The sequence below is a fragment of the Streptomyces sp. NPDC050534 genome, assembly GCF_044457745.1.
Classification (GTDB): Bacteria; Actinomycetota; Actinomycetes; order Streptomycetales; family Streptomycetaceae; genus Streptomyces.
The window spans coordinates 269,411-288,414 of record NZ_JBITHF010000005.1 but is presented as its reverse complement, the minus strand read 5'-3'; the positions used below and the strand labels follow the sequence as shown (position 1 = coordinate 288,414).

Here is a 19,004-nt window from a genome sequence, read left to right as displayed (position 1 = left end):
ACCGGGCCCCCCCCCCCCCCCCCCCCCCCAAAAAACACCCCCCCCCCCCCCCCCCCCCCCCGGGGGGGGGCCCCCCCCCGGGCGGGGCCCCCCCCCCCGACGGGGATTGGCTTTGACCGATGAGCAGCGTCAGTGTTGTGATCCCCTGCTACAAGTACGGCCACTTCCTTGCCGACTGCGTGAGCAGCGTCCTGGACGAGCAGGACGGCGTTGACGTCCGCGTACTCATCATCGACGACGCCTCGCCCGACGACTCGGCGGAGGCCGCGCAGAAGCTGGCCGCCTCCGATCCGCGCATCGAGGTCCTCGTCCACGAGACCAACAAGGGCCACATCGCCACCTACAACGAAGGTCTGCTGGACTGGGCCGACGGCGACTACGTGGCCCTGCTGTCCGCCGACGACCGGCTGGTCCCGGGCGCACTGGTCCGGGCCGCCCGGCTGCTGGACGCCCACCCCGAGGCGGGCTTCGCCTACGGCCGCCCCCTGCGCTTCCAGCACGGCGGCCCCCTGCCCAAGGCCCGTACGCAGAGCACCGGTTCGGTGGTCTACCCCGGTCAGTGGTGGCTGGAGCGGCGCTTCCGTGAGGGCACCGGCTGCATCACCTCGCCGGAGGTCGTGGTCCGCACCGGCCTGCAGAAGAAGGTCGGCGGGTACGACCCGGCCCTTCCCCACGCCGGCGACATCGAGATGTGGATGCGGCTCGCCGCACACGCCGACGTCGGCTACGTCCGCGGCGCCGACCAGGCGTTCTACCGCGTCCACGGCAAGAACATGTCCACCGTCGACTTCGGCGGCCAGCTCGACGACCTGCGCCAGCGCCTGGTCGCCTTCGACTCGGTGCTCGCCAAGTGCGCCGACCGGCTGCCGAACGCCGACCACCTGGCCGAGCAGGTCCACACCCGCCTCGCCCGCTTCGCCCTGCGCCGCGCCTACCGCGCCTACGACCGGGGCCGTACCGGCGTCGTACCGGTCGAGGAATGCGTGGCGTTCGCCGAGGAGTGCCTGCCCGGCTACCGGGCGCTGCCCGAATACCGCGCGCTGCGGCTGCGCAGACGGATCGGACCGAACGCGATGCCCTATCTGCAGCCGCTGGTCTGGTCTGCCGTGGCCGAGCGCGGGCGGGAGTGGCTGTGGTGGGAGTCCTGGAAGCGCCGCGGTATCTGATGAGCAATCAGTTCAGCCCGGTGGACGGGTCAGTTGGCCGCCGGAAGGGGACCGGAGCTGCGCCGGCGGCCCTGCGGGGACGTCCGGCGGCTCATCGCGTACCGGTCGAGCCACAGCGCGCCGATCACGCCGGCCGCCAGCCCCAGCAACGCCGTACCCGCAAGCCCGCGGCTCTTGGTGCCCTGCACCTCGGCGGCGCTCGGGGAGGTCAGCACGGAGGGTGTGATCCACGCCTCGGCCGGCACCCGCTGGGCGCTCTGCAGTTGCTTGACGTGCGCCGAGTACACGTCGACGATGCGGCGCACCGACGTCACCGCGGCGTCCGCGCTGGACGCCTGGGACTGCACCTGCAGGGACGGGATCAGATACTGGGGTGTCGCGCTGGTGCCGCTGTTGCGAGGAATGAGGTGGTAGCTCCCCGTGACGCCCGCCGCGCGCAACTCCTTGGTCCCGGCGGGGGATTGGAGCTGCTGGACGACGCCGTAGGAGACCACGGCGAGCGGCGGCTGCAGATTGGTGTACTGGTTGGGCTGGCTGCGCGTCACCGGCGGCTTGAGGACGACCACCGCCGAGCCCAGGTACTGCGGGGTGGGCCGGACCACGAAGTACGCCCCGGCCATCGTCAGCAGCAGCGCGGCCAGTACGACGTACCAGCGGCGAAGCAGTGCGTCGGCGACGTTCCCAGGCGACATACGAGTTCCTTCCGTCACTGCCGATACTGGCAGGGCACGCGGTGGGATGCCACCGAATGGAGGGACGCATCGTGAGTCTTGGTGAGATATGGGCAATTCTGCGCCGACGCTGGTACTTCATGGTGCCCTTCACCGTCCTCAGCCTGATCGGCAGCGGATATCTGTGGGTGACCGTCCCGGTCTCCTACGAGTCCCACAGTTCGGTCGCGCTGCTGGACTCCTCCGCCGTCGCCCGGCTGGCCCCCACCTTCGGCAACCCCATCTCGAACGCGGGCGGTTCGCTCATCGTGACCGCCGACGTGCTGATCAGGACCCTGGAGTCGGCCGACGCCGCCAAGGAGCTGCGCGGCCGCGGCGTCACGGACACGTACACGGCCGGTTTCGCGCCGGCCAGCGACAGCCCGCTGCTCGTGCTCAGTGTCACCGGCACGGACCGGGACAAGGTGCTCAAGGAGACCAACACCCTGACCGCCTTCGCGGGCGAGCAGCTCGACGCCTTGCAGGAAGCCGCCAAGGTCCCGCCCGCGTACGCCGTGCAGACGGCGCCCGTCGTACTGCCGCAGACCCCGGTGGCCAAGTCCAAGAGCCGCTACCAGGGCGTCGCGGCCGTCCTCATCCTGGGCGTGGTCAGCGCGTTCCTGCTGTCCATCCTGATGGAGGGCGTCTCGGTGGTCCGCCGCCGTTACCGGCGGGCGCCGCGACCGAAGAAGGTCCGCACCCCCGTACGGGTCCGCGCTCCGAAGCGGACCCGCGCGGGCATGTTCAGCCGCCGGGTCGACGCCACCGCCATTCTGACGATCTACCTCGTGCTGGCCTTCTTCATCCCCTCGAACCTCGCCCTGCCCGCCCTCGGCGGTGTGGGCACCCCCGCCAACGTCTTCGCCCTGCTCGGCCTGATGTGGTACCTGGCGACCTGGCTCGGCGGCCGCATCCTGCCCGCGCCGGGCACCCGACTCGTACGGGTCTCGCTGTGCGTGCTCGGGCTGGCCGTCCTGGCCGCGTACATCTCCGACTCGATGCGCGAAAGCGCGCACGAGGAGGTCCTCGGAGCGGACCGCGGACTCATCGGCTACCTGGTGTGGGTGTCCCTGGTCGTCCTGGCGTCGGCGGCCATGCAGGAGCGCGGCCGCCTGGACGTGCTGATGCGCCGTGTGGTCATCATGGCGTCCGTCGTCGCCGCCATCGGCTTCTACGACTTCTTCGCGGCCACCAACATCGCCGACTCCATCCACATCCCCGGCCTGCAGACCAGCGTGGCCCAGGTCAGCGTCATGGACCGCGGCGCCTTCACCCGGCCTCGCGCCACCACGGCCCAGCCCCTCGAATTCGCGGGCATGCTGGCGATCCTGCTGCCCTTCGCCGTCCAGCAGGCCTTCGACCCGGTCCGCCGCGACCTGCACGTGCTGCGCCGCTGGGGACCGGTGATCCTCATGGCCGGGGCGCTGCCCCTGTCGGTGTCACGGACCTCGATCATCGGCCTGCTGCTGGTGGCCCTGGTGATGGTGCCGCGCTGGAAGCCGGCCCGGCGCTGGGCCGCGATCGGCGTGCTGACGGCCTCCGTCGCCGTCTTCAAGGTGCTCGTCCCCGGCCTGATCGGCACGATCACGGGCCTGTTCGCGTCGTTCCTGTCCAACTCGGACAGCAGCACCCAGGCCCGTACCGTCAAGTACAGCGCGATCGTGCCCTATCTGAAGGAACACCCGCTGTTCGGCCGGGGCTTCGGCACCTTCACCCCGGACCTGTACTTCTTCACCGACAACCAGTACATGCTGGGCCTGGCCGAGATGGGTCTGCTCGGACTCGTCGCCCTGTTCGTCCTGTTCATCACCGGCATCCACCAGGGCGGCTCGATCCGGCGGCTGGCCCGCACGGACGCCGACCGCGAACTGGGCCAGGCGTTCTTCGCCTCCGCCCTGGTCGCCATGGTCAGCAGCGCCACCTTCGACTCCCTCAGCTTCCCCATGTTCGCCGGCATGTTCTTCCTGATGCTCGGGGCGGGGGCCAGTTACCTGGGCTTCATCCGGCGCGAGGCGGCCGCCGCCGGCGTGCCCGGCCCCCGCACCACCCCGGAAGCCGAGCTTCCCCAACTAGTGGAGTCCCGATGAGCAGTGGAGTTCCCGCGAGCGGTGGAGTTCCGACGAGCGGTGGAGTTCCGACCAGCACGACCGTCGCCGTCATCGTCGTCACCTGGAACAGCGCACCGGTGCTCCCCGGCTTCCTCGCCGCCCTCCCCGACGGCATGACCGGCCTCGACTGGCACCTCGTCGTCGCCGACAACGACTCCGCCGACGACACGGTCGATGTCCTCAAGACCCTGGCCCCCGACGCCACGATCGTCCAGACCGGCCGCAACGCCGGCTACGCGGCCGGGGTCAACGCGGCGCTGGACGCGGCCGGTGACGTGGGGGTCGCCCTGATCTGCAACCCCGACATCCGCATGCGGCAGGGGTGCGCGAAGCGCCTGGTCGACAGCCTCGGTCCGGAGGTCGGGATCGCCGTACCTCTTCTCTACGAGGACGGGAAGGGCACCCCTCACCACTCACTCCGCCGCGAGTCGAGCGTGCTGCGGGCCCTCGGCGAGGCGGTCATCGGCAACCGCCGGGCCGGCCGCTTCCCGGCTTTGAGTGAACTGGTCACCGACCCCGCCGCGTACCGACGGCCCACCCGCGCGGACTGGGCGACCGGCGCACTGATGGCCATCTCGGCCGACTGCCTTGCGGCGTGCGGTCGTTGGGACGAGTCGTTCTTCCTCTACTCGGAGGAGACGGAGTACTGCCTGCGCGCGCGGGACGCGGGCTACGCGACTCAGCTGGTGCCGACCGCGGAGGCCGTGCACCTGGGAGGCGACTCCCAGGTGTCACCGCGCCTCTGGACCCTGCTGACGCTCAACCGGGTCCGGCTGTACGGGCGTCGGCACGGCGCCGTGGCGACTCTCTGTTTCCGTGGCGCGGTGCTGCTGCGCGAGTCGGCGCGAGCGGCGCTGGGCAGGAAGGCGAGCCGGGCGGCGGCGGGGGCTCTGCTGCGGCCGGGGGCGTTGCGGGTCACTCCTGGGCCGTGAGGGTGCCGCTGCTAGACGGTCTTGACGACGGTGCCCGCGCTTTCGAGCGCCGCCACCTCGTCGGCGGGGGCCGTCGCGTCGGTGACCAGGGTGTGCAGGAGTGAGGTCGGGCCGACGTAGGCGTAGGCGGTGTGGCCGAGCTTGCTGCCGTCCGTGGCGAGGATGACGCGGCGCGATGACGTGATGGCGGCCTTCTTCACCGCCGCGTCGTCGAGGTCGTAGGCGGTCAGGCCCTCGGCCGCGCTCAGGCCGCAGCAGCCGACGATCGCGGTGTCGAAGCGGAGTGCCGCCAGGGAGGCGAACGCGAGGGGGCCGGTGAGGGCGCCCTCGGCGGCGCGGGGACGTCCGCCGGGCACCATCAGCGTGGCCGGGCCCGGGGGATCACTCAGGATGTGAATGGCCTGCAGTGACAACGGCATGCGGGTGACCGGCCGTTGGCGCAGCAGGCGGGCGACTTCCAGGCAGGTGGTGCCGCTGTCGAGGACGACGGTCTCGCCGTCGGCGATGAGCGAGTGCCGTGCACGTGGAGAAGGCCTACGACCGGCCCGTCATGTCGGCCTTCCATGCCACGTTCTCCGTCGGCGGCGTCATCGCCGCGCTCGTCGCCGCGGGCGCCGCGAGCGCCGGCCTGAGCCCGGCCGTCACGCTCGGCGTCTCGGGGGCCGTGGGCATCGTGATCGCGCTGGTGTCGGCCCGCAGTCTGCTGCCGTCCGCTCCGGCTCCCGAGCTCGTCGCTGCCGCCGAGGGCGAGGAGACGCCTGCCGGAAAGCGGCGCAGTACCCCTGGGAGCATCTGGGTCCTCGCCGTCCTGGCCGCGATGGTCATGCTGGCCGAGGGGGCGGCCAACGACTGGAGTGCCCTGCACCTGAAGAACAGCCTCGGCGCACCCGCGAGCACCGCGGCCTTCGGGTACGGCGCCTTCGCGGCGGCGATGACCACCGGCCGGCTGCTCGCCGACCGTATCTCCGGCCGTTTCGGGCCCCTGGCGGTTCTCCGCCACGGCGCGATCACGGCCGCCGCCGGGATCACGATCGCGGCGGTCTCGCCGTGGATCTGGGCCGCCTTCGTGGGCTGGGCGCTGTTCGGCCTGGGCCTGTCCGGCTGCGTCCCCCAGCTGTTCAGCGCGGCAGGGCGGGCCGACGCCGCGACGGCCGGCGCCAACGTCTCCCGCGTCGCAGGCATCGGCTACCTCGGCATGCTCTCCGGCCCCGCCGTCATCGGCTGGCTGACCCACTTCGTAGCACTGAACCACGCCTTCCTGCTGCTCACGGCGCTGTGCGTGATCACGGCCGCGGCTGCCGGAGCCCTGCGCGGTGTCGCCGACGGTTCGCGGGAGGTGGCGCGGAGCGATCGCCGATCGGCGGTGCGGGACGGGTCCTGACATCGAGCCGGGGAAGCGGATCTCACGGTCACTGTGGCCACTATGGCGACTACGGCCGTCGCCAGAGCCGGCCCGTGCCTGTCACCTGCTTGTTGTCCCCATGCCACCGGGGGAGGATGTACCTGCGGTCAGGCAGCGGCCGTGCCGGTCCGGTGTGTCCGGAACCGGCGCTCCCGCACGGCGCGTATGCGTGGGACAGGACCGCAGAGCGAGGCATGATGACGACCCGATCTCCGCAGCTGGTGCTACCGGCCATCGACCAGGCGACGGTGGTTTGCCTGGCGGGTGAGCTGGATGCCGACATCTGCATCCAGCTCGGGCAGGAACTGAAGCAACTCCTGGAGCAGGCCGCGCGACGCGGGCAGCGGCTGGTGCTCGACATGGCCGGCGTCACGTCCCTCGGTGCCGCGGCCTGCCGGACCCTTCAGCTGGCCACCGGCCATCTCGCCCACGAGCCGGCACTGGTGGTTGCGGCACCTCCCGCGGTCCGCAGCGTGCTGGAGTCGGCCCACCTCGCCGGTGTCCGCCTGCACGACACGCTCTCCGACGCACTGGCCTCGCTGCCTCGGCCACCTGCCCCGCAGAGCTCTCTGGGGGCATGGCAGCTCGGGGACCCGTCCGCCGAGGGCGAGAGCCTTCGGGAGGAGGTGTTCGGTCTGCGGGCCAAGGCTCGCACCACCGGCTTGATCGGCGTCGCCCAGGGCATCCTCTTGGAACGCTACGACTTGTCCGGACCCACCGCCGCGTTCGCCCTGCTCCGGAGGGCCTCCCAGCAGTTCAACGTGCCGCTGCGCGTGGTCGCCTCCGCCGTCGTCACAGCCCCGTCACCCACGAGCGACAGCCAGTGGTTCCCCGGACGCACCACCCACGCCCCACGGCCCGACATCGCCTTCCTGCACGCATACAGCGGAGATGCAGCCGACCGAGGACATGTCCTGGCCGCCGCCCTGCACGAGGCACTCGCCCTGTCCGGCGCGGACGCAGCCGAAATGCATCTCACCGACCCGGCGCAGGACGGCGCCCTCTTCCTCGAACAGCACCGCGGACTGGGCGGCGCCTACTGGGACCAGGTCGCCCTGGTCACCGATCCGCCCGTCGTGTGCGTCCGGGCACAGCGACAGCGCGAGCCGGTCACCGTGCCCGACGTCGCCGCCGATCCTGACCTGGCGGCCCATCCGACGGGTCGCGCCCTCCTGGCGCTGGGGAGCCACGCCGTCCACAGCATGCCGCTGATCACGACCGACGGACACTGCACCGGCACCGTGACCTTGCACCGGGCCGAGCCCGGATTCTGGCTGACGAGCCGCCAGCAGCAGGGGCTCGAAGCGCTCATGGCCGACATCGCGACCTGGCGCTCCTGGTACCGGCGCACCGTTGTCCTCGACGCGCTCGAATACCTGCACCAGCACCGGCAGCCGGAGCCCCGACGCGACGATCATGCTTGAGGCCCGCAGCGCATCATGACGTCCGCCGCGAGGTCCGCCGCCGCGGACGCCGGTCACCAAGGGCGCGCCCGTACGCATCGACGACCTCCAGGGCGACGGCCTTCCGCTTTCCGACTTCCGCCTCGACCGGGCACGGGTGCCGTCACGGGCTGGAGACGGCCGGCCCGCTCGTGTGCTGGGTCTCCTCCGTGGCGGCCCAGGCGGCAAGCAGCCGCAAGGTGTCGTGGTGGGGGGTGCCGGGTGCGGCGCTGTACGCGACGAGGGTCAGGCCGGGCTGGGCGGGCAGTTCCGTGGCGTCGGGGTCGAGGGTGAGCATGCCCACCGCGGGGTGGCGGAAGGACGTGCGGCCGGTGTGGTGCAGCCGCACGTCGTGCCTGGCCCAGGCGGTGCGGAACTCCTCGCTGCGGGTGATGAGTTCACCGATGAGCCGGGTCAGTTCACCGTCGCGCGGGGCGCGACCGGCCTCGGTGCGCAGGAGGGAGACGGTGGTGTGCACGGACTCCTGCCACGCGGCGAAGAAGTCACGGCCGTTCGGGTCGAGGAACTGGAAGCGGGCGATGTTGACCGTCTCGGTGCTCCGGCCGGGGAAGAGGGGAGCGAAGAGCGCGCGGCCCAGGCGGTTGGTGGCGAGGATGTCCAGACGGCCGTTGCGGATGAAGGCGGGGGAGTCGGACATCGAGGCGAGCACGCGCAGGACGCTGTCCGGCGGGGAGCCGCGGGGCCGCTTGGCACGACGGGCGGGGCGTTCGGCGGCGCGGGCCAGGTCGTGCAGGTGGGCGCGTTCGGCGTCGTCGAGCTGGAGGGCACGGGCCAGGGCGTCCAGGACGTCCTCCGAGGCGCCGGCGAGGTGGCCGCGCTCGAGGCGGACGTAGTAGTCGATGCTGACGCCGGCGAGCAGAGCGACTTCCTCGCGGCGCAGGCCGGGCACGCGCCGATTGCCGCCGTAGGCGGGCAGTCCGGCCTGCTGCGGGGTGATCTTGGCGCGGTGTGAGGCCAGGAACTCGCGAATGTCACTCTCGGTACTCACGCATTCCAGGCTAAACCGGTCGGTGTGCGTACGGAGACTACTGCCAGTGGCCGTGCAGTCACGGAACTGTGCGCCCGTGGAACTGTTGAAGCGGACGCCGACGATGACCCTGCCGCGCCGTCGTCCGCGTCCGCGTGTGGACCGGCGACTCACCCGCCGCGCCCTCCGCGTGGAGCGAGCCCGCGGCCGTGGAGGCCGGACTCCTCCAGCCCTCCGACTGGCAGGCCCGGCCCGTCGGCCCGGCCTGGCCGGAGGATACCGACAGCGACCGCCGACCCGCCCGCAAGGACTTCACCCTTACCCGGCCCGTCACCCGCGCCCGCCTCTACATCACCGCACACGGCCTCTACGAGGCCGAGATCAACGGCCGCCGCATCGGCGACGACGCCCTCTCACCCGGCTGGACGGTCTACGGCGAACGCCTGCGCTACTACACCTACGACGTCACCGACCACCTCACCGAAGGCGCCAACACCCTCGGCGCCTGGCTCGGCGACGGCTGGTACCGCGGCCGCATCGGCTTCGACGGAGGCCACCGCAACCTCTACGGCAGCGATCAATCCCTCATCGCCCAGCTCGAAGTCACCCACGACGACGGCACCACCACCGTGGTGGCCACCGACCCCACCTGGCAGGCCGCCACCGGCCCGATCCTCTTCAGCGGCCTGTACGAGGGGGAGACCTTCGACGCCCGCCTCCACGATCCCGCCTGGTCCACCCCCGGCGGCGGCACCGGCGCCACCTGGACACCGGTCGCGGTCGGCGAGCGCGACCCGCGCACCCTCATCGCGCCCACCGGCGCCGCGGTGCGCTGCACCGAGGAGATACGCCCCGTCACCGTGACGCCCAAGCCGGACGGACGCCTGCTGCTCGACTTCGGGCAGAACCTGGTCGGTCGGCTGCGCATCACCGTCGACGGACCGGCCGGCACCACCGTCACCCTGCGCCACGCCGAAGTCCTCCAGGACGGCGAACTCGCCACCCGGCCGCTGCGCGCCGCCACCGCCACGGACACCCTGATCCTGCCCGGCGGCCCCCTCACCTGGGAGCCGCGCTTCACCGTGCACGGCTTCCGCCACGCCGAGATCACCGGATGGCCCGGCGGGCCCGCCGAGGACGCGGTGGTGGCCCGGGTCCAGCACACCGACATGCGCCGCACGGGCTGGTTCGAATGCAGCGACCCGCTGGTCAACCGCCTGCACGAGAACGTGGTGTGGAGCATGCGGGGCAACTTCGTCGACATCCCCACCGACTGCCCGCAGCGCGACGAACGCCTGGGCTGGACCGGCGACATCCAGGTCTTCGCCCCCACCGCGAGCTTCCTCTACGACTGTGCCGGCATGCTCGACTCCTGGCTGTCCGACGTCGCCGTGGAACAACTGCCCGACGGCACCGTCCCCTGGTACGTGCCGGTCATCCCCGGGGGCCCGCAGTGGACGCCGATCCAGCCGGGCGCCGCCTGGGGCGACGTCGCCACGCTCACCCCCTGGGTGCTCTACCAGCGCTTCGGCGACCCGGAGTTGCTGCGCCGCCACTTTCCGACCGGCCGCGCCTGGGTGGACCTGATGGCCCGCCTGGCCGGACCCGACCGGCTGTGGGACACCGGCTACCAGCTCGGCGACTGGCTCGACCCGATCGCCCCACCGGACGACCCGGCCGCCGCACGCACCGACCGCTACCTCGTCGCGACCGGCTATTTCGCCTGGTCCGCCCGCCATCTCGCCGACTCCGCACAGGAGTTGGGCTACGCCGACCTCGCCGACGACTACGGCAGACTCGCCGAGGAGGTGGCCGACGCCTTCCGCCGCCGCTACGTCCTGCCCGACGGCCGTATGACGAGCGACAGCCCGACCGCCTACTCACTGGCCCTCGTGTTCGGCCTGCTCGACGATCCCCGTCAACGCCGCACCGCCGCCGACCGGTTGGCGCACCTGGTGCTGGACGACGACGCCCGGATCGCCACGGGATTCGTGGGCACCCCGCTCATCTGCGACGCCCTCACCGACGGCGGCCATCTCGACGTCGCCTACCGGCTCCTGACCCAGACCGAATGCCCGTCCTGGCTCTACCCCGTCACCATGGGGGCCACCACGATCTGGGAGCGCTGGGACAGCCTCCGCCCGGACGGCACCCTCAACCCCGGCGGCATGACCTCCTTCAACCACTACGCCCTCGGGGCGGTGGCGGACTGGCTGCACCGCGTCGTCGGCGGCCTCGAGCCCGCCTCGCCGGGGTACCGCACCATCCGCTTTTGCCCCCGCCCCGGCGGCGGCATCACCTGGGCCACGGCACGGCACGAGACCCCCTACGGCACCGCCTCGATCGCCTGGGAGCAGACCCCAACCGGCATGACGGCCAACGTGGTTGTGCCCGAGGGATGCGAAGGCGTCGTGCATCTGCCGGGGTGCTCCCCCGTCACCGTAGGAGCGGGCCGGCACCGGCTGACAGCGGGGAACTCGACCGCGCCGCAGCCTGAGACCGGTCTCGCGTTCCCGAACGGCCGTTCAGGAGGTCAGGGCGACGTCCACGTGGGCGCATCCGTGGCGGGCCGCGAGCGGCCAGGGCTCGAAGGTGTCCGTGGGCAGTTGGACGAACATGCGGTGCTGGTGGGCGATGACGCCGGTGGCCGGTGTGTCGAGGAGGCGGGCCAGGACGTAGGCGGCGGACAGGCTGGTGACGTCGCGGATGGTGCCCAGTGGCAGCAGGGAGCGGGTCTCGGCGATCGCCTCGTGCTCACCTGCCCGCAGGACGACGCGCGTTCCGGGTGCGATGCCGTGCGCGGCGATGGCGACGGCGATGTTGTCGAGGTCGTCGGAGCCGACGGCGGCCAGCGCCCGGGCCCGGTCGAGATGGACCTTCTCCATGACGGCCCGGTCGCCGCCGTGGCCCGTCAGGACGGGAATCCCCAGGGAACGTGCGAGGCGGACGCCCGGGGCGTCGGGATCGCGTTCCACACCGACCACCGGCACGCCCAGGCGCCGCAGTTCACCGCACAGGCGCAGCCCGACCTGGCCGATGCCGACGACGATGACATGGTTCGCGCGGGGAATGGTGCGCGGTCCGATCAGCCCGACCAGTCGCGGCCCGAGCATGCGGTCGATGAGGCCCGCGGTGAACATGGCGCTGAAGACGATGGTGCCGAGCATGAACACGCTGGCCACCACGGGATACACGGTGAAGTGCTCGGGCGCGGCGGCGGGCCCGACGGTGGCGACGACGCGGGCCGCGTCGAACAGCGCCTGCGCGGGGTGATGGCCGAGCGCGATCAGCCAGGTGAAGTCGGCGAGGAGGACGGTGAGCATGCCCAGCAGGCCGACGAGCATCAGCCGCGTCCCGGCGTCATGAGGCCGCAACTGCCCTGCCAGGCGCCCGATCCGGGACCGGCGGCGGTCCCGCTCCGGTCTCCAGGGCCGGGTGGACGGGTGCTGCCCGTCGGCGACCTGCACGGCGTGCGGGCGGCCGTCCTTGTGGGACAGGGCGGCGATCGTGCCGTCCAGACAGGGGCCGGCCAGGGCGGGCGCGGCCAGGTCGGCGGGGGAGGTCACGTGGCACTGCGGCAGCAGGCGGAGCAGTTCACCGGCCATGGTGCGGTCGAAGACGGTGACGGTGATCGGGGTGTCGGCGGACATGTGGGCGACGGCCAGGGCGTAGCGCAGCGCCGCGACGTCGTCGTGCAGGAGCACTGCCACCGCGTCGGGCGCCGGCGTCATGGCCGCCCGCAGTTCCTCGTCTCCGGGCTTGGTCAGATGCCGCACGGTGTGCGCACCGTCGCGCAGGGACGCGCACACCCGGCGCGCCACGTTGGTCTCGCCGATGACGACGAAGGAGCGGCCGCGGGTCGGGCCGGGGGAGTGGGTCATGGCGTCGCCTCATCCTCCGGTCAGCCGCAGTCGTCGGGGCGGTGTGGACGGTGGGGTGGAGCAGGGCTTGGTCATGGGACCAAGCGTCGGCTTTTCGCGGCGACGGTCACGCCGCCGAATTGGATGACGATCACGCGGTGGGTTGTACGGTCGCCTCACTTGACAGGAACGATCCGATTTGCGTGGTGCGGCGGTGAGGCCGGGACCTGCCGTAATTCGCTTGACCTGAGCACGGGGTGGGGCTGCACTGTCGCGGGGCACCACGCGCGGTGGTACCGGTGACGCGGGGAGGCAGCGGCAGCAATGGAGATCCGTTCCACGACAGATCAGGACCTCGACGTCTTCGTCGACACCCTCCATGCCGCGTTCGGACGCTTCCCGGAAACCCCGGCCGAGGACGGCGGCGGGGTGTGGTGGGCGGCGCTCGAGATGGACCGCAATCTGCTCGCCGAGACGGCGGACGGGCGGCCCGTCGGCACGGCAGGTGCGTACTCCTTCGAACTCACCCTGCCCGGTGAGACGCTTCTCCCGGTCAGCGGTGTGACTGCCGTCGGCGTCGTGCCCTCGCACCGCCGCCGGGGCGTGCTCAGCGCGATGATGCGGCATCAGCTGACGCAACTGCGGGCGCGAGGAGAGTGCTTGTCAGTCCTGCTGGCCTCCGAGGCCCTGATCTACCGCAGATTCGGCTACGGCCCGGCGACGTACACGCAGCGGCTGACGGTGCCGCGCGCCCGCGGCACCTTCGCCGCGCCCCGGGCACGAGGGGCGGCCGACGCCCCGGCGACCGGCACCGTCGAGGTGCTGCGACGTGCCGAGTGCGCCGGCATCCTGGAGGAGGTCTACGACCGCTACCGCCGCGCCCAGCCCGGCGCGCTGTCCCGGCCACACCGCTGGTGGGCCTCCGGCGCGGGGCAGCCCCCGATCGCTCCGGCAGCGCGCTACGTCGCGGTCCACCGGGACGAGGACGGCGTCCCCGACGGCTACGCGAGCTACTTGATCGGCGAGGCTCAGACGCTGACGGTCGACGAAGTCATCACGACCGACGACACCGCTTTCACCGCCCTGGCCCGTTTCGCACTCGACCACGACCTGGTCGACAAGGTCGTGTTCAAGCACGTCCCGCCCGGGCACCCCCTTCGCCGGCAGCTGACGGACTTCCGCGCGGGCGAGGTGGCGGGCGACACCGACTGGCTCTGGGTACGGCTGCTGGACATCCCCCGCGCACTGACGGCACGCGGCTGGTTCACGGACGGAGAGCTGGTCCTGGACGTCACCGACCCGTTCCTCGACGAACACGACCGCTACCTCCTCACGGTCCACGACGGCAAGGCGGACTGCATCCCGACGGACCGCGACCCCGACCTGTCCCTGGACGTGAGCGACTTGGGCTCGATCTACCTCGGCGGCACGACCCCTAGCACACTCGTCCGCGCAGGCCACATCCAAGCCCACCATCCGCAAGCGGGCGCGGCTGCCGACGCCCTGTTCCGCGCGGAACGCGCCCCGCACTGCTTGCACTGGTTCTGACCGGGTCATGCTTCCCGATACCTCCACCACCCCGCGTGCCTTGCTGATCACCGGCACGGTCGGCGTCGGCAAGACCTCGGTGGCTGAAACCGTGGGCCGCTTGCTCACGGATGCCGAGACCCCCAACGCGGTGATCGACGTCGACTGGCTGTGCAATTCCTGGCCGCGCCCCGCAGCCGACCCGTTCAACTTCGGCATGCTGTTGCGGAACCTGCGCCTTGTGGCGGGCAGTTACCTCGACGCGGGCGTGGCCCGCCTCGTGCTCGCCGGGGTGGCGGAGAGCCGAGCCGAGCGCAATCAGTACGAGGAGGCACTCGGTATCGGCCTGTCGGTGTGTCGCCTGCGAGTCCAACTCCCCACGGTCCACCAGCGCCTAGCCCACCGCCACGGCGACGACGACACCGGGCTGAGCTGGTACCTGAAGCGTTCGGGCGAACTCGATCGCATCCTCGATCACGCCGGGGTAGAGGACTTCAGTGTCGACGCCACCGAAGCCTCCGTAGGCGCGATCGCCAGGACCGTGCTGCAGCGGGCGGACTGGCCGTGAGACCTGTCGGTCGTCCTCAGCCCGACCAAGTCGTGTAGAAGCTGTCGGGGTTGACCAGGTACCGCACGGTCGCGTGCGGTACGTGGCGCACCTCGTGGCCGCGGCTGTAGCGGTAGATCAGTTCCCAGTCCTCGCGAGGGAGGACCTTCGGTGTGCGGTGCAGACGGCTGAAGTGCAGGGTGCCGTTGCGGCGGGCCACGAAGGCGTTGGTGTCCAGGAAGGACTCGCGGGCGGCGCGGTGGCGGTCGAAGGGGACGGAGAGGATGTCGTGGTCGGTGCCGTCCGGGAGGACTCGGCGCAGCGCGGTGTAGATGCCGTCGGGGGCGCCCGGGGTGTTCAGGACCGCCAGCGCCCGTTCCAGGTGGTCGGGTCCCCAGACGTTGTCGTCGTCCAGGAAGGCCACGTAGCGGGAGCGGGTCAGGCGGATTCCCACGTTGCGGACCACGCCCGCCACTCCGGTGTTGCGGGAGAGCGAGACGGCGAACAGGCGGGGGTCGTCCGGGAGTTCGGGGAGGCCGGCGCCGTCGTCGACGACCATGACGATCTGGTCGCGGACTGTTTGAGACAGGGCCGAACGGACGGCCGTCAGAAGGGCCTCCGGGCGGCGGTGCGTTGCGATGACCGTCGCCACGAGAGCGGTGGGCACTGCGGCGGTCGTGGGCGCGAGACGGTGGACCTCCGCCGATTCGAAACGGCGCAGGCGCAGAGCCGAGGGTGCCAGCAGGACCTTGTTGCGCAGCTCGAACAGGACCAGCCAGCCGAAGGCGTGCTTGAGGATTTCCCAGGGGAGGCGGGCTACGCGTCTCATCACAGTTCTCCTCAGCCGGCCGGCTCGGGCGTGACCGGGGTGCCGTCCGCGTACCGGTTGCCGCTCCAGACGTTGCCGGAACCGGCGTTCCAGGCCGTGACGGAGCCGTAGACGCCGGAGTTGCGGTGGTACCGCGTCGAGAAGACGTTGTTCGTGACCGTGATCCCGGTCGCCCCGTCGCCACCTCCGTAAAGGGCGTAAGCGCCGCCTGCCAGAAGGTTGTTGTCGATGACGGTGTTGGAGACGTGGCCGGTGTCGGCGAACAGGCCGATGCTCGCGGACGCGCCCCGGTTGACGTCGACCGGGTTGAGCAGCGTGTTGTGACGGATGATCAGCTTGCCGGTGCTGCCGCCGCCGCTGATCACCGCGTCCGTGTGCTGCCACTCGCCGCCTGCGTTGCGGAACGGCACGAGGCCGTGGACGTAGTTGTCGTGGATGTTGCCCTGGCCCATGGACAGGGCGTTGCCGAAGACGGAGATGTCGCACCAGCCGACCTCGATGGAGCTGGCGCCCATGTTGGACACGGCGTAGTCCACACCGCCGTTGTCGGGGCCCTTGCCGGGGACGGCGGTGATGGTGGTGTGCAGGACGCGCAGACCGCTGAAACCGGGGCGCAGGTTGACTCCCCACCAGTTGGTGGACGTGATCTTGGAGTCGATGATGGTCACGTTGTTCGCGTAGATGTCGAGCGACCCGGTGATGTTCCAGCCCTTGATGACCGTGCCGTCGGTCCTGACGCTCATGTTGCCCGTGGCGTGCGGCTTGAGGGCGGTACGGGGGCCGGTGGTGCCGGCGTTGGGGAAGCCGGCTTCCAGGGACGTCACGGTGGTGGCACGGGCCGAGGGCTTGGCGCTGGGGCCGGGGGTACCGGTGGCCGGGTCGGAGGGGCTCGCACTGGGCGTGGTCCGAACCGAGGGAGCGGCACTGGACGGGGCGTCGGCGGCGGCCGGTGGCCGGTCATGGGTGCTGGGAGCGTGACTGGCCGAGGAGGAGCCGGCGGACCCGGAGCAGCCCGTGGCCAGCAGGAGGGCCAGACCGGCGAGGCAGGTGCGGAGCCTGGTCACACGGCCTCCGGTGTCCGGGAGGAGCCGCGCAGGAAACGGCGGCTGGGCAGCACGCACACCGCGTAACTGGCCAGTGCGACCGTGCCGATGGCGAGCAGCGCGAGGACACCGTCGCCGAGAAGCCATTTCGCGGCGAGGAGTACCAGGGTCATCACGATTCCCCCGAGGAAGGGCCAGGCACAGGCTCTGGCGATGTGGGCGAGGCCGATCCCGGCCCGGCCGAGGGCGTGCAGGAAGACGGGGACGACCAGCACGGCGCCGACCAGGACATGGCCCTTGGAGACACCGACGATGCCGCCCACCCTGGCCCCGGCGATCAGGACGGGGATCAGGGCGACGACCCACAGTCCCTGGACGAGGATGAGGGAGCGGCGCTGCCCGGTGGCGACCAGGCAGTCGTAGGCGAGTTCGCAGCCGATGCGGATGAGGCCCAGGGCCATCAGCCAGGGCAGGGCGTGGGCGGCAGGCAGCCACTTGTCGCCGTAGATGAGCTGGACGACGGGGCCGGCGAGGCCGCCGAGCAGGACGCACAGCGGCACGGTGCCGGTGACCAGGACCCCGAGGGCGCGGCTGAAGCCCTGGGCGAGGGCCTGCGGGGAGTCGGCGAGACGGGAGAAGCCGGCGAAGGAGACCCGTCTGGCCGCCTCCGAGATGACCCGGACCGGCCAGCCCGACATGTTGAACGCCAGGACGTAGAAGCCGAGGGCGACTCCGCCGAGGGTGGAGCCGACGACCATGGTGTCGACGTTGACGACCGCGAGCGCGAGCAGGCTCGCCCCGGCCAGCGGGAGCCCGAACCGCAGCAGGGCGCGGGCCTGTTCGCGGTCCCAGCCGAAGCGCAGGGTGCCGGGCGCGGCGATCGCGCAGCCGATGAGGGCGGCGACATTGCCCACGACAGCGCCCCAGGCGAAGCTCATCGCGCCCCAGCCGGCGAAGGCCAGCACCAGGGTCACTGCGGTGCTGAGAACGAAGTTGAGCGCGTCGATGACCATTCGCTTGCCCTGCGCGAACTCCCGGGTCAGGAAGCTCGCGGGCACCTGGGCGATCCCGTCGATCACCAGGCACAGGCACATGACCCGCAGGACGCCTGTGGCGTGCGGCGAGTCGAGCAGGCCGGCCACCGTCGGCGCCGAGAGGAACAGGCCGACGTAGAGCAGGCCGCTGGTCGCGGTGGCCAGGGTCAGTACGGTCGGTGCGAAGCGGCGCGGGTCGCCGTCCCAGCGGACGATGGCCAGGCTGACGCCCAGTTCGTTCGCCGAGAGCAGGACCAGGAGCACGGTCTGGGCGATGCCGTAGACGCCCCACTCGGCCGGGCCGAGCGCGAAGCGCGCCAGCAGGATGCCCGTGGCGAAGTTGCCCAGGCGCATGACCACGGTGTTGATCAGGCTCCAGCGGGCCGCCGAACGGACCTTCGTCCCGAAGGAGTCGGGAGCGGCAGCGCCGCCGCCGGACTCAGCGGTGCCGCCGGCCTCGGGGACCTGGCCGGCCGTGGCTGTCTCGTGCGCCGCAGATGTCCCGCTCGCCTCAGATCTCTCGCTGTCGGGTGTGCGAACGCTGTCCATGAGTCGACTCCTCGTCGAGCGGCTCGGCGGGCGCCACGGCCGTGGCGGACCGGCCGGCCCTCGGCTGTGCGGCCCGCCGGTTCTCGGCGGCCCGCGACCAGGCGGGCGGGCGCCGGAGGGCGATCGTCTGTTCCGCGACCGGCTCCCCGGCCGTCGGCTCGGGGACGGTGACCGGTCCCGCGGGTCCTTCGGGCTCTACGGCCTCTTCCGGCTCGGGCGCCGTGCGCGGCCGGCGGCGTGCCTCCACGTAGAAGACGCCGACCAGGCTCAGCACCAGGCCCAGACCTCCGGCCATGACCATGTATTCGAGCCGCGTCTTGGTCTGTGCCACCGGGTTCTGGGGCGGCACGATCGTCGTCATGCGGATCATGGCCTTCGAGTTGACCTTCTGCTGCTTCTGGAACTGATCCAGCCGGTCCTTGGCGTACGACGTCAGGATCCTGTCCGAGGCCAGGACGGAGGCCTTGTCGGTGCCGGTGACCGTGAGCCACATCAGCGGACCCTGTGCGTTGTCGGCGAGCTTGGCCTCGAACGTGCCCTTCGCGCCACGGGACTTGAGGTCACGCAGCGAGTCGTCGGAGTTGAGGTTGCGCGCCAGGCTGTCGGCCATACCGGTCAGCGAGGTCTGGGTACTGAGGAAGGGATTGCCGTCGTAGGCGACGGTGGCCTTCTGGGAGTTGAGGAGGACCACCGTGCTCTGCGACTGGTAGGTGACCGGGACCAGGGTGAGCACGGCGGCGATCAGGCCGGCGGTCAGCAGCAGTCCCGGCAGCAGGACGTACCAGCGCCTGCGCATCACCCGGAAGATCTCAGCGAGATCCATGGTGGTCCCCCCTAGCGACCAGACGTTCGACGAGCATATGTTGC

13 protein-coding genes and 3 pseudogenes are annotated in these 19,004 nt (G+C 71.5%); 8 read left to right on the top strand and 8 right to left on the bottom strand.

The window, feature by feature from the left end; genetic code table 11:
- Positions 1 to 119 precede the first annotated feature (119 nt).
- Positions 120 to 1,166 (top strand): glycosyltransferase, encoded by a 1,047-nt coding sequence (locus ACIBN2_RS18575; RefSeq protein ID WP_399135532.1) that lies wholly within the window; start codon positions 120 to 122, stop codon positions 1,164 to 1,166.
- Between the two features lie 29 nt (positions 1,167 to 1,195).
- Here ACIBN2_RS18575 and ACIBN2_RS18570 read toward each other — a convergent pair whose 3' ends face one another.
- Positions 1,196 to 1,858: a hypothetical protein gene (locus ACIBN2_RS18570; RefSeq protein ID WP_399135531.1), complete on the bottom strand. Its 663-nt coding sequence runs from the start codon at positions 1,856 to 1,858 to the stop codon at positions 1,196 to 1,198.
- A gap of 71 nt (positions 1,859 to 1,929) precedes the next feature.
- Here ACIBN2_RS18570 and ACIBN2_RS18565 point away from each other — a divergent pair, with 71 nt between their 5' ends.
- Together ACIBN2_RS18565 and ACIBN2_RS18560 are read left to right on the top strand one after the other, a co-directional pair.
- Positions 1,930 to 3,963, top strand: coding sequence for an O-antigen ligase family protein (locus ACIBN2_RS18565; protein WP_399135530.1), 2,034 nt, complete (start codon positions 1,930 to 1,932; stop codon positions 3,961 to 3,963).
- The gene (locus ACIBN2_RS18560; RefSeq protein ID WP_399135529.1) at positions 3,960 to 4,916 is read left to right on the top strand and encodes a glycosyltransferase family 2 protein; all 957 of its coding nucleotides are present in this window, start codon (positions 3,960 to 3,962) and stop codon (positions 4,914 to 4,916) included. Before ACIBN2_RS18565 ends, ACIBN2_RS18560 begins: the two co-directional genes overlap by 4 nt.
- Before the next feature lie 11 nt (positions 4,917 to 4,927).
- On the opposite strand, the pseudogene ACIBN2_RS18555 reads toward ACIBN2_RS18560, so the two are convergent.
- A pseudogene (locus tag ACIBN2_RS18555) lies at positions 4,928 to 5,428 on the bottom strand (DeoR/GlpR family DNA-binding transcription regulator); the annotation flags it as partial.
- Between ACIBN2_RS18555 and ACIBN2_RS18550 the strand changes: the two are divergent.
- Positions 5,425 to 6,297: pseudogene (locus ACIBN2_RS18550) on the top strand (MFS transporter); the annotation flags it as partial. The pseudogenes ACIBN2_RS18555 and ACIBN2_RS18550 overlap by 4 nt on opposite strands.
- A gap of 215 nt (positions 6,298 to 6,512) precedes the next feature.
- Positions 6,513 to 7,742 carry an ANTAR domain-containing protein gene (locus tag ACIBN2_RS18545; protein WP_399135528.1) on the top strand — a complete coding sequence of 410 codons (1,230 nt, stop codon included), beginning with the start codon at positions 6,513 to 6,515 and terminating at the stop codon, positions 7,740 to 7,742.
- A 142-nt stretch (positions 7,743 to 7,884) separates the two neighbouring features.
- Here the strand turns inward: ACIBN2_RS18545 and ACIBN2_RS18540 are convergent, their stop codons facing one another.
- Positions 7,885 to 8,769, bottom strand: coding sequence for a helix-turn-helix transcriptional regulator (locus ACIBN2_RS18540; protein WP_399135527.1), 885 nt, complete (start codon positions 8,767 to 8,769; stop codon positions 7,885 to 7,887).
- A 134-nt stretch (positions 8,770 to 8,903) separates the two neighbouring features.
- On the opposite strand from ACIBN2_RS18540, the pseudogene ACIBN2_RS18535 reads away from it, so the two are divergent.
- Positions 8,904 to 11,171 (top strand): annotated as a pseudogene (locus tag ACIBN2_RS18535) (family 78 glycoside hydrolase catalytic domain); the annotation flags it as partial.
- 102 nt (positions 11,172 to 11,273) lie between these two features.
- Here the strand turns inward: ACIBN2_RS18535 and ACIBN2_RS18530 are convergent.
- A complete protein-coding gene (locus ACIBN2_RS18530) occupies positions 11,274 to 11,861 on the bottom strand; it encodes an NAD-binding protein (protein ID WP_399135829.1) in 588 nt (195 codons plus the stop codon).
- Between the two features lie 1,071 nt (positions 11,862 to 12,932).
- Between ACIBN2_RS18530 and ACIBN2_RS18525 the strand changes: the two genes are divergently transcribed.
- Both ACIBN2_RS18525 and ACIBN2_RS18520 read left to right on the top strand, forming a co-directional pair.
- Entirely contained in the window at positions 12,933 to 14,156 is a 1,224-nt protein-coding gene (locus ACIBN2_RS18525; RefSeq protein ID WP_399135526.1) for a GNAT family N-acetyltransferase, read from the top strand.
- 7 nt (positions 14,157 to 14,163) lie between these two features.
- A complete protein-coding gene (locus ACIBN2_RS18520; protein ID WP_399135525.1) occupies positions 14,164 to 14,703 on the top strand; it encodes a hypothetical protein in 540 nt (179 codons plus the stop codon).
- Between the two features lie 16 nt (positions 14,704 to 14,719).
- Here ACIBN2_RS18520 and ACIBN2_RS18515 read toward each other — a convergent pair whose 3' ends face one another.
- Genes ACIBN2_RS18515 through ACIBN2_RS18500 form a run of 4 tightly spaced genes read right to left on the bottom strand, consistent with a single transcriptional unit; the run spans position 14,720 to position 18,960 of the window.
- Entirely contained in the window at positions 14,720 to 15,511 is a 792-nt protein-coding gene (locus ACIBN2_RS18515) for a glycosyltransferase family 2 protein (protein ID WP_399135524.1), read from the bottom strand.
- A gap of 11 nt (positions 15,512 to 15,522) precedes the next feature.
- Positions 15,523 to 16,575 (bottom strand): hypothetical protein, encoded by a 1,053-nt coding sequence (locus ACIBN2_RS18510; RefSeq protein ID WP_399135523.1) that lies wholly within the window; start codon positions 16,573 to 16,575, stop codon positions 15,523 to 15,525.
- On the bottom strand, positions 16,572 to 18,137 hold the full coding sequence (locus ACIBN2_RS18505) for an oligosaccharide flippase family protein (RefSeq protein ID WP_399135522.1): 1,566 nt from the start codon (positions 18,135 to 18,137) through the stop codon (positions 16,572 to 16,574). The genes ACIBN2_RS18510 and ACIBN2_RS18505 overlap by 4 nt, the downstream gene beginning before the upstream one ends.
- Positions 18,100 to 18,960: a chain length determinant protein gene (locus ACIBN2_RS18500; RefSeq protein ID WP_399135521.1), complete on the bottom strand. Its 861-nt coding sequence runs from the start codon at positions 18,958 to 18,960 to the stop codon at positions 18,100 to 18,102. Before ACIBN2_RS18500 ends, ACIBN2_RS18505 begins: the two co-directional genes overlap by 38 nt.
- Between the last annotated feature and the right edge of the window lie 44 nt (positions 18,961 to 19,004).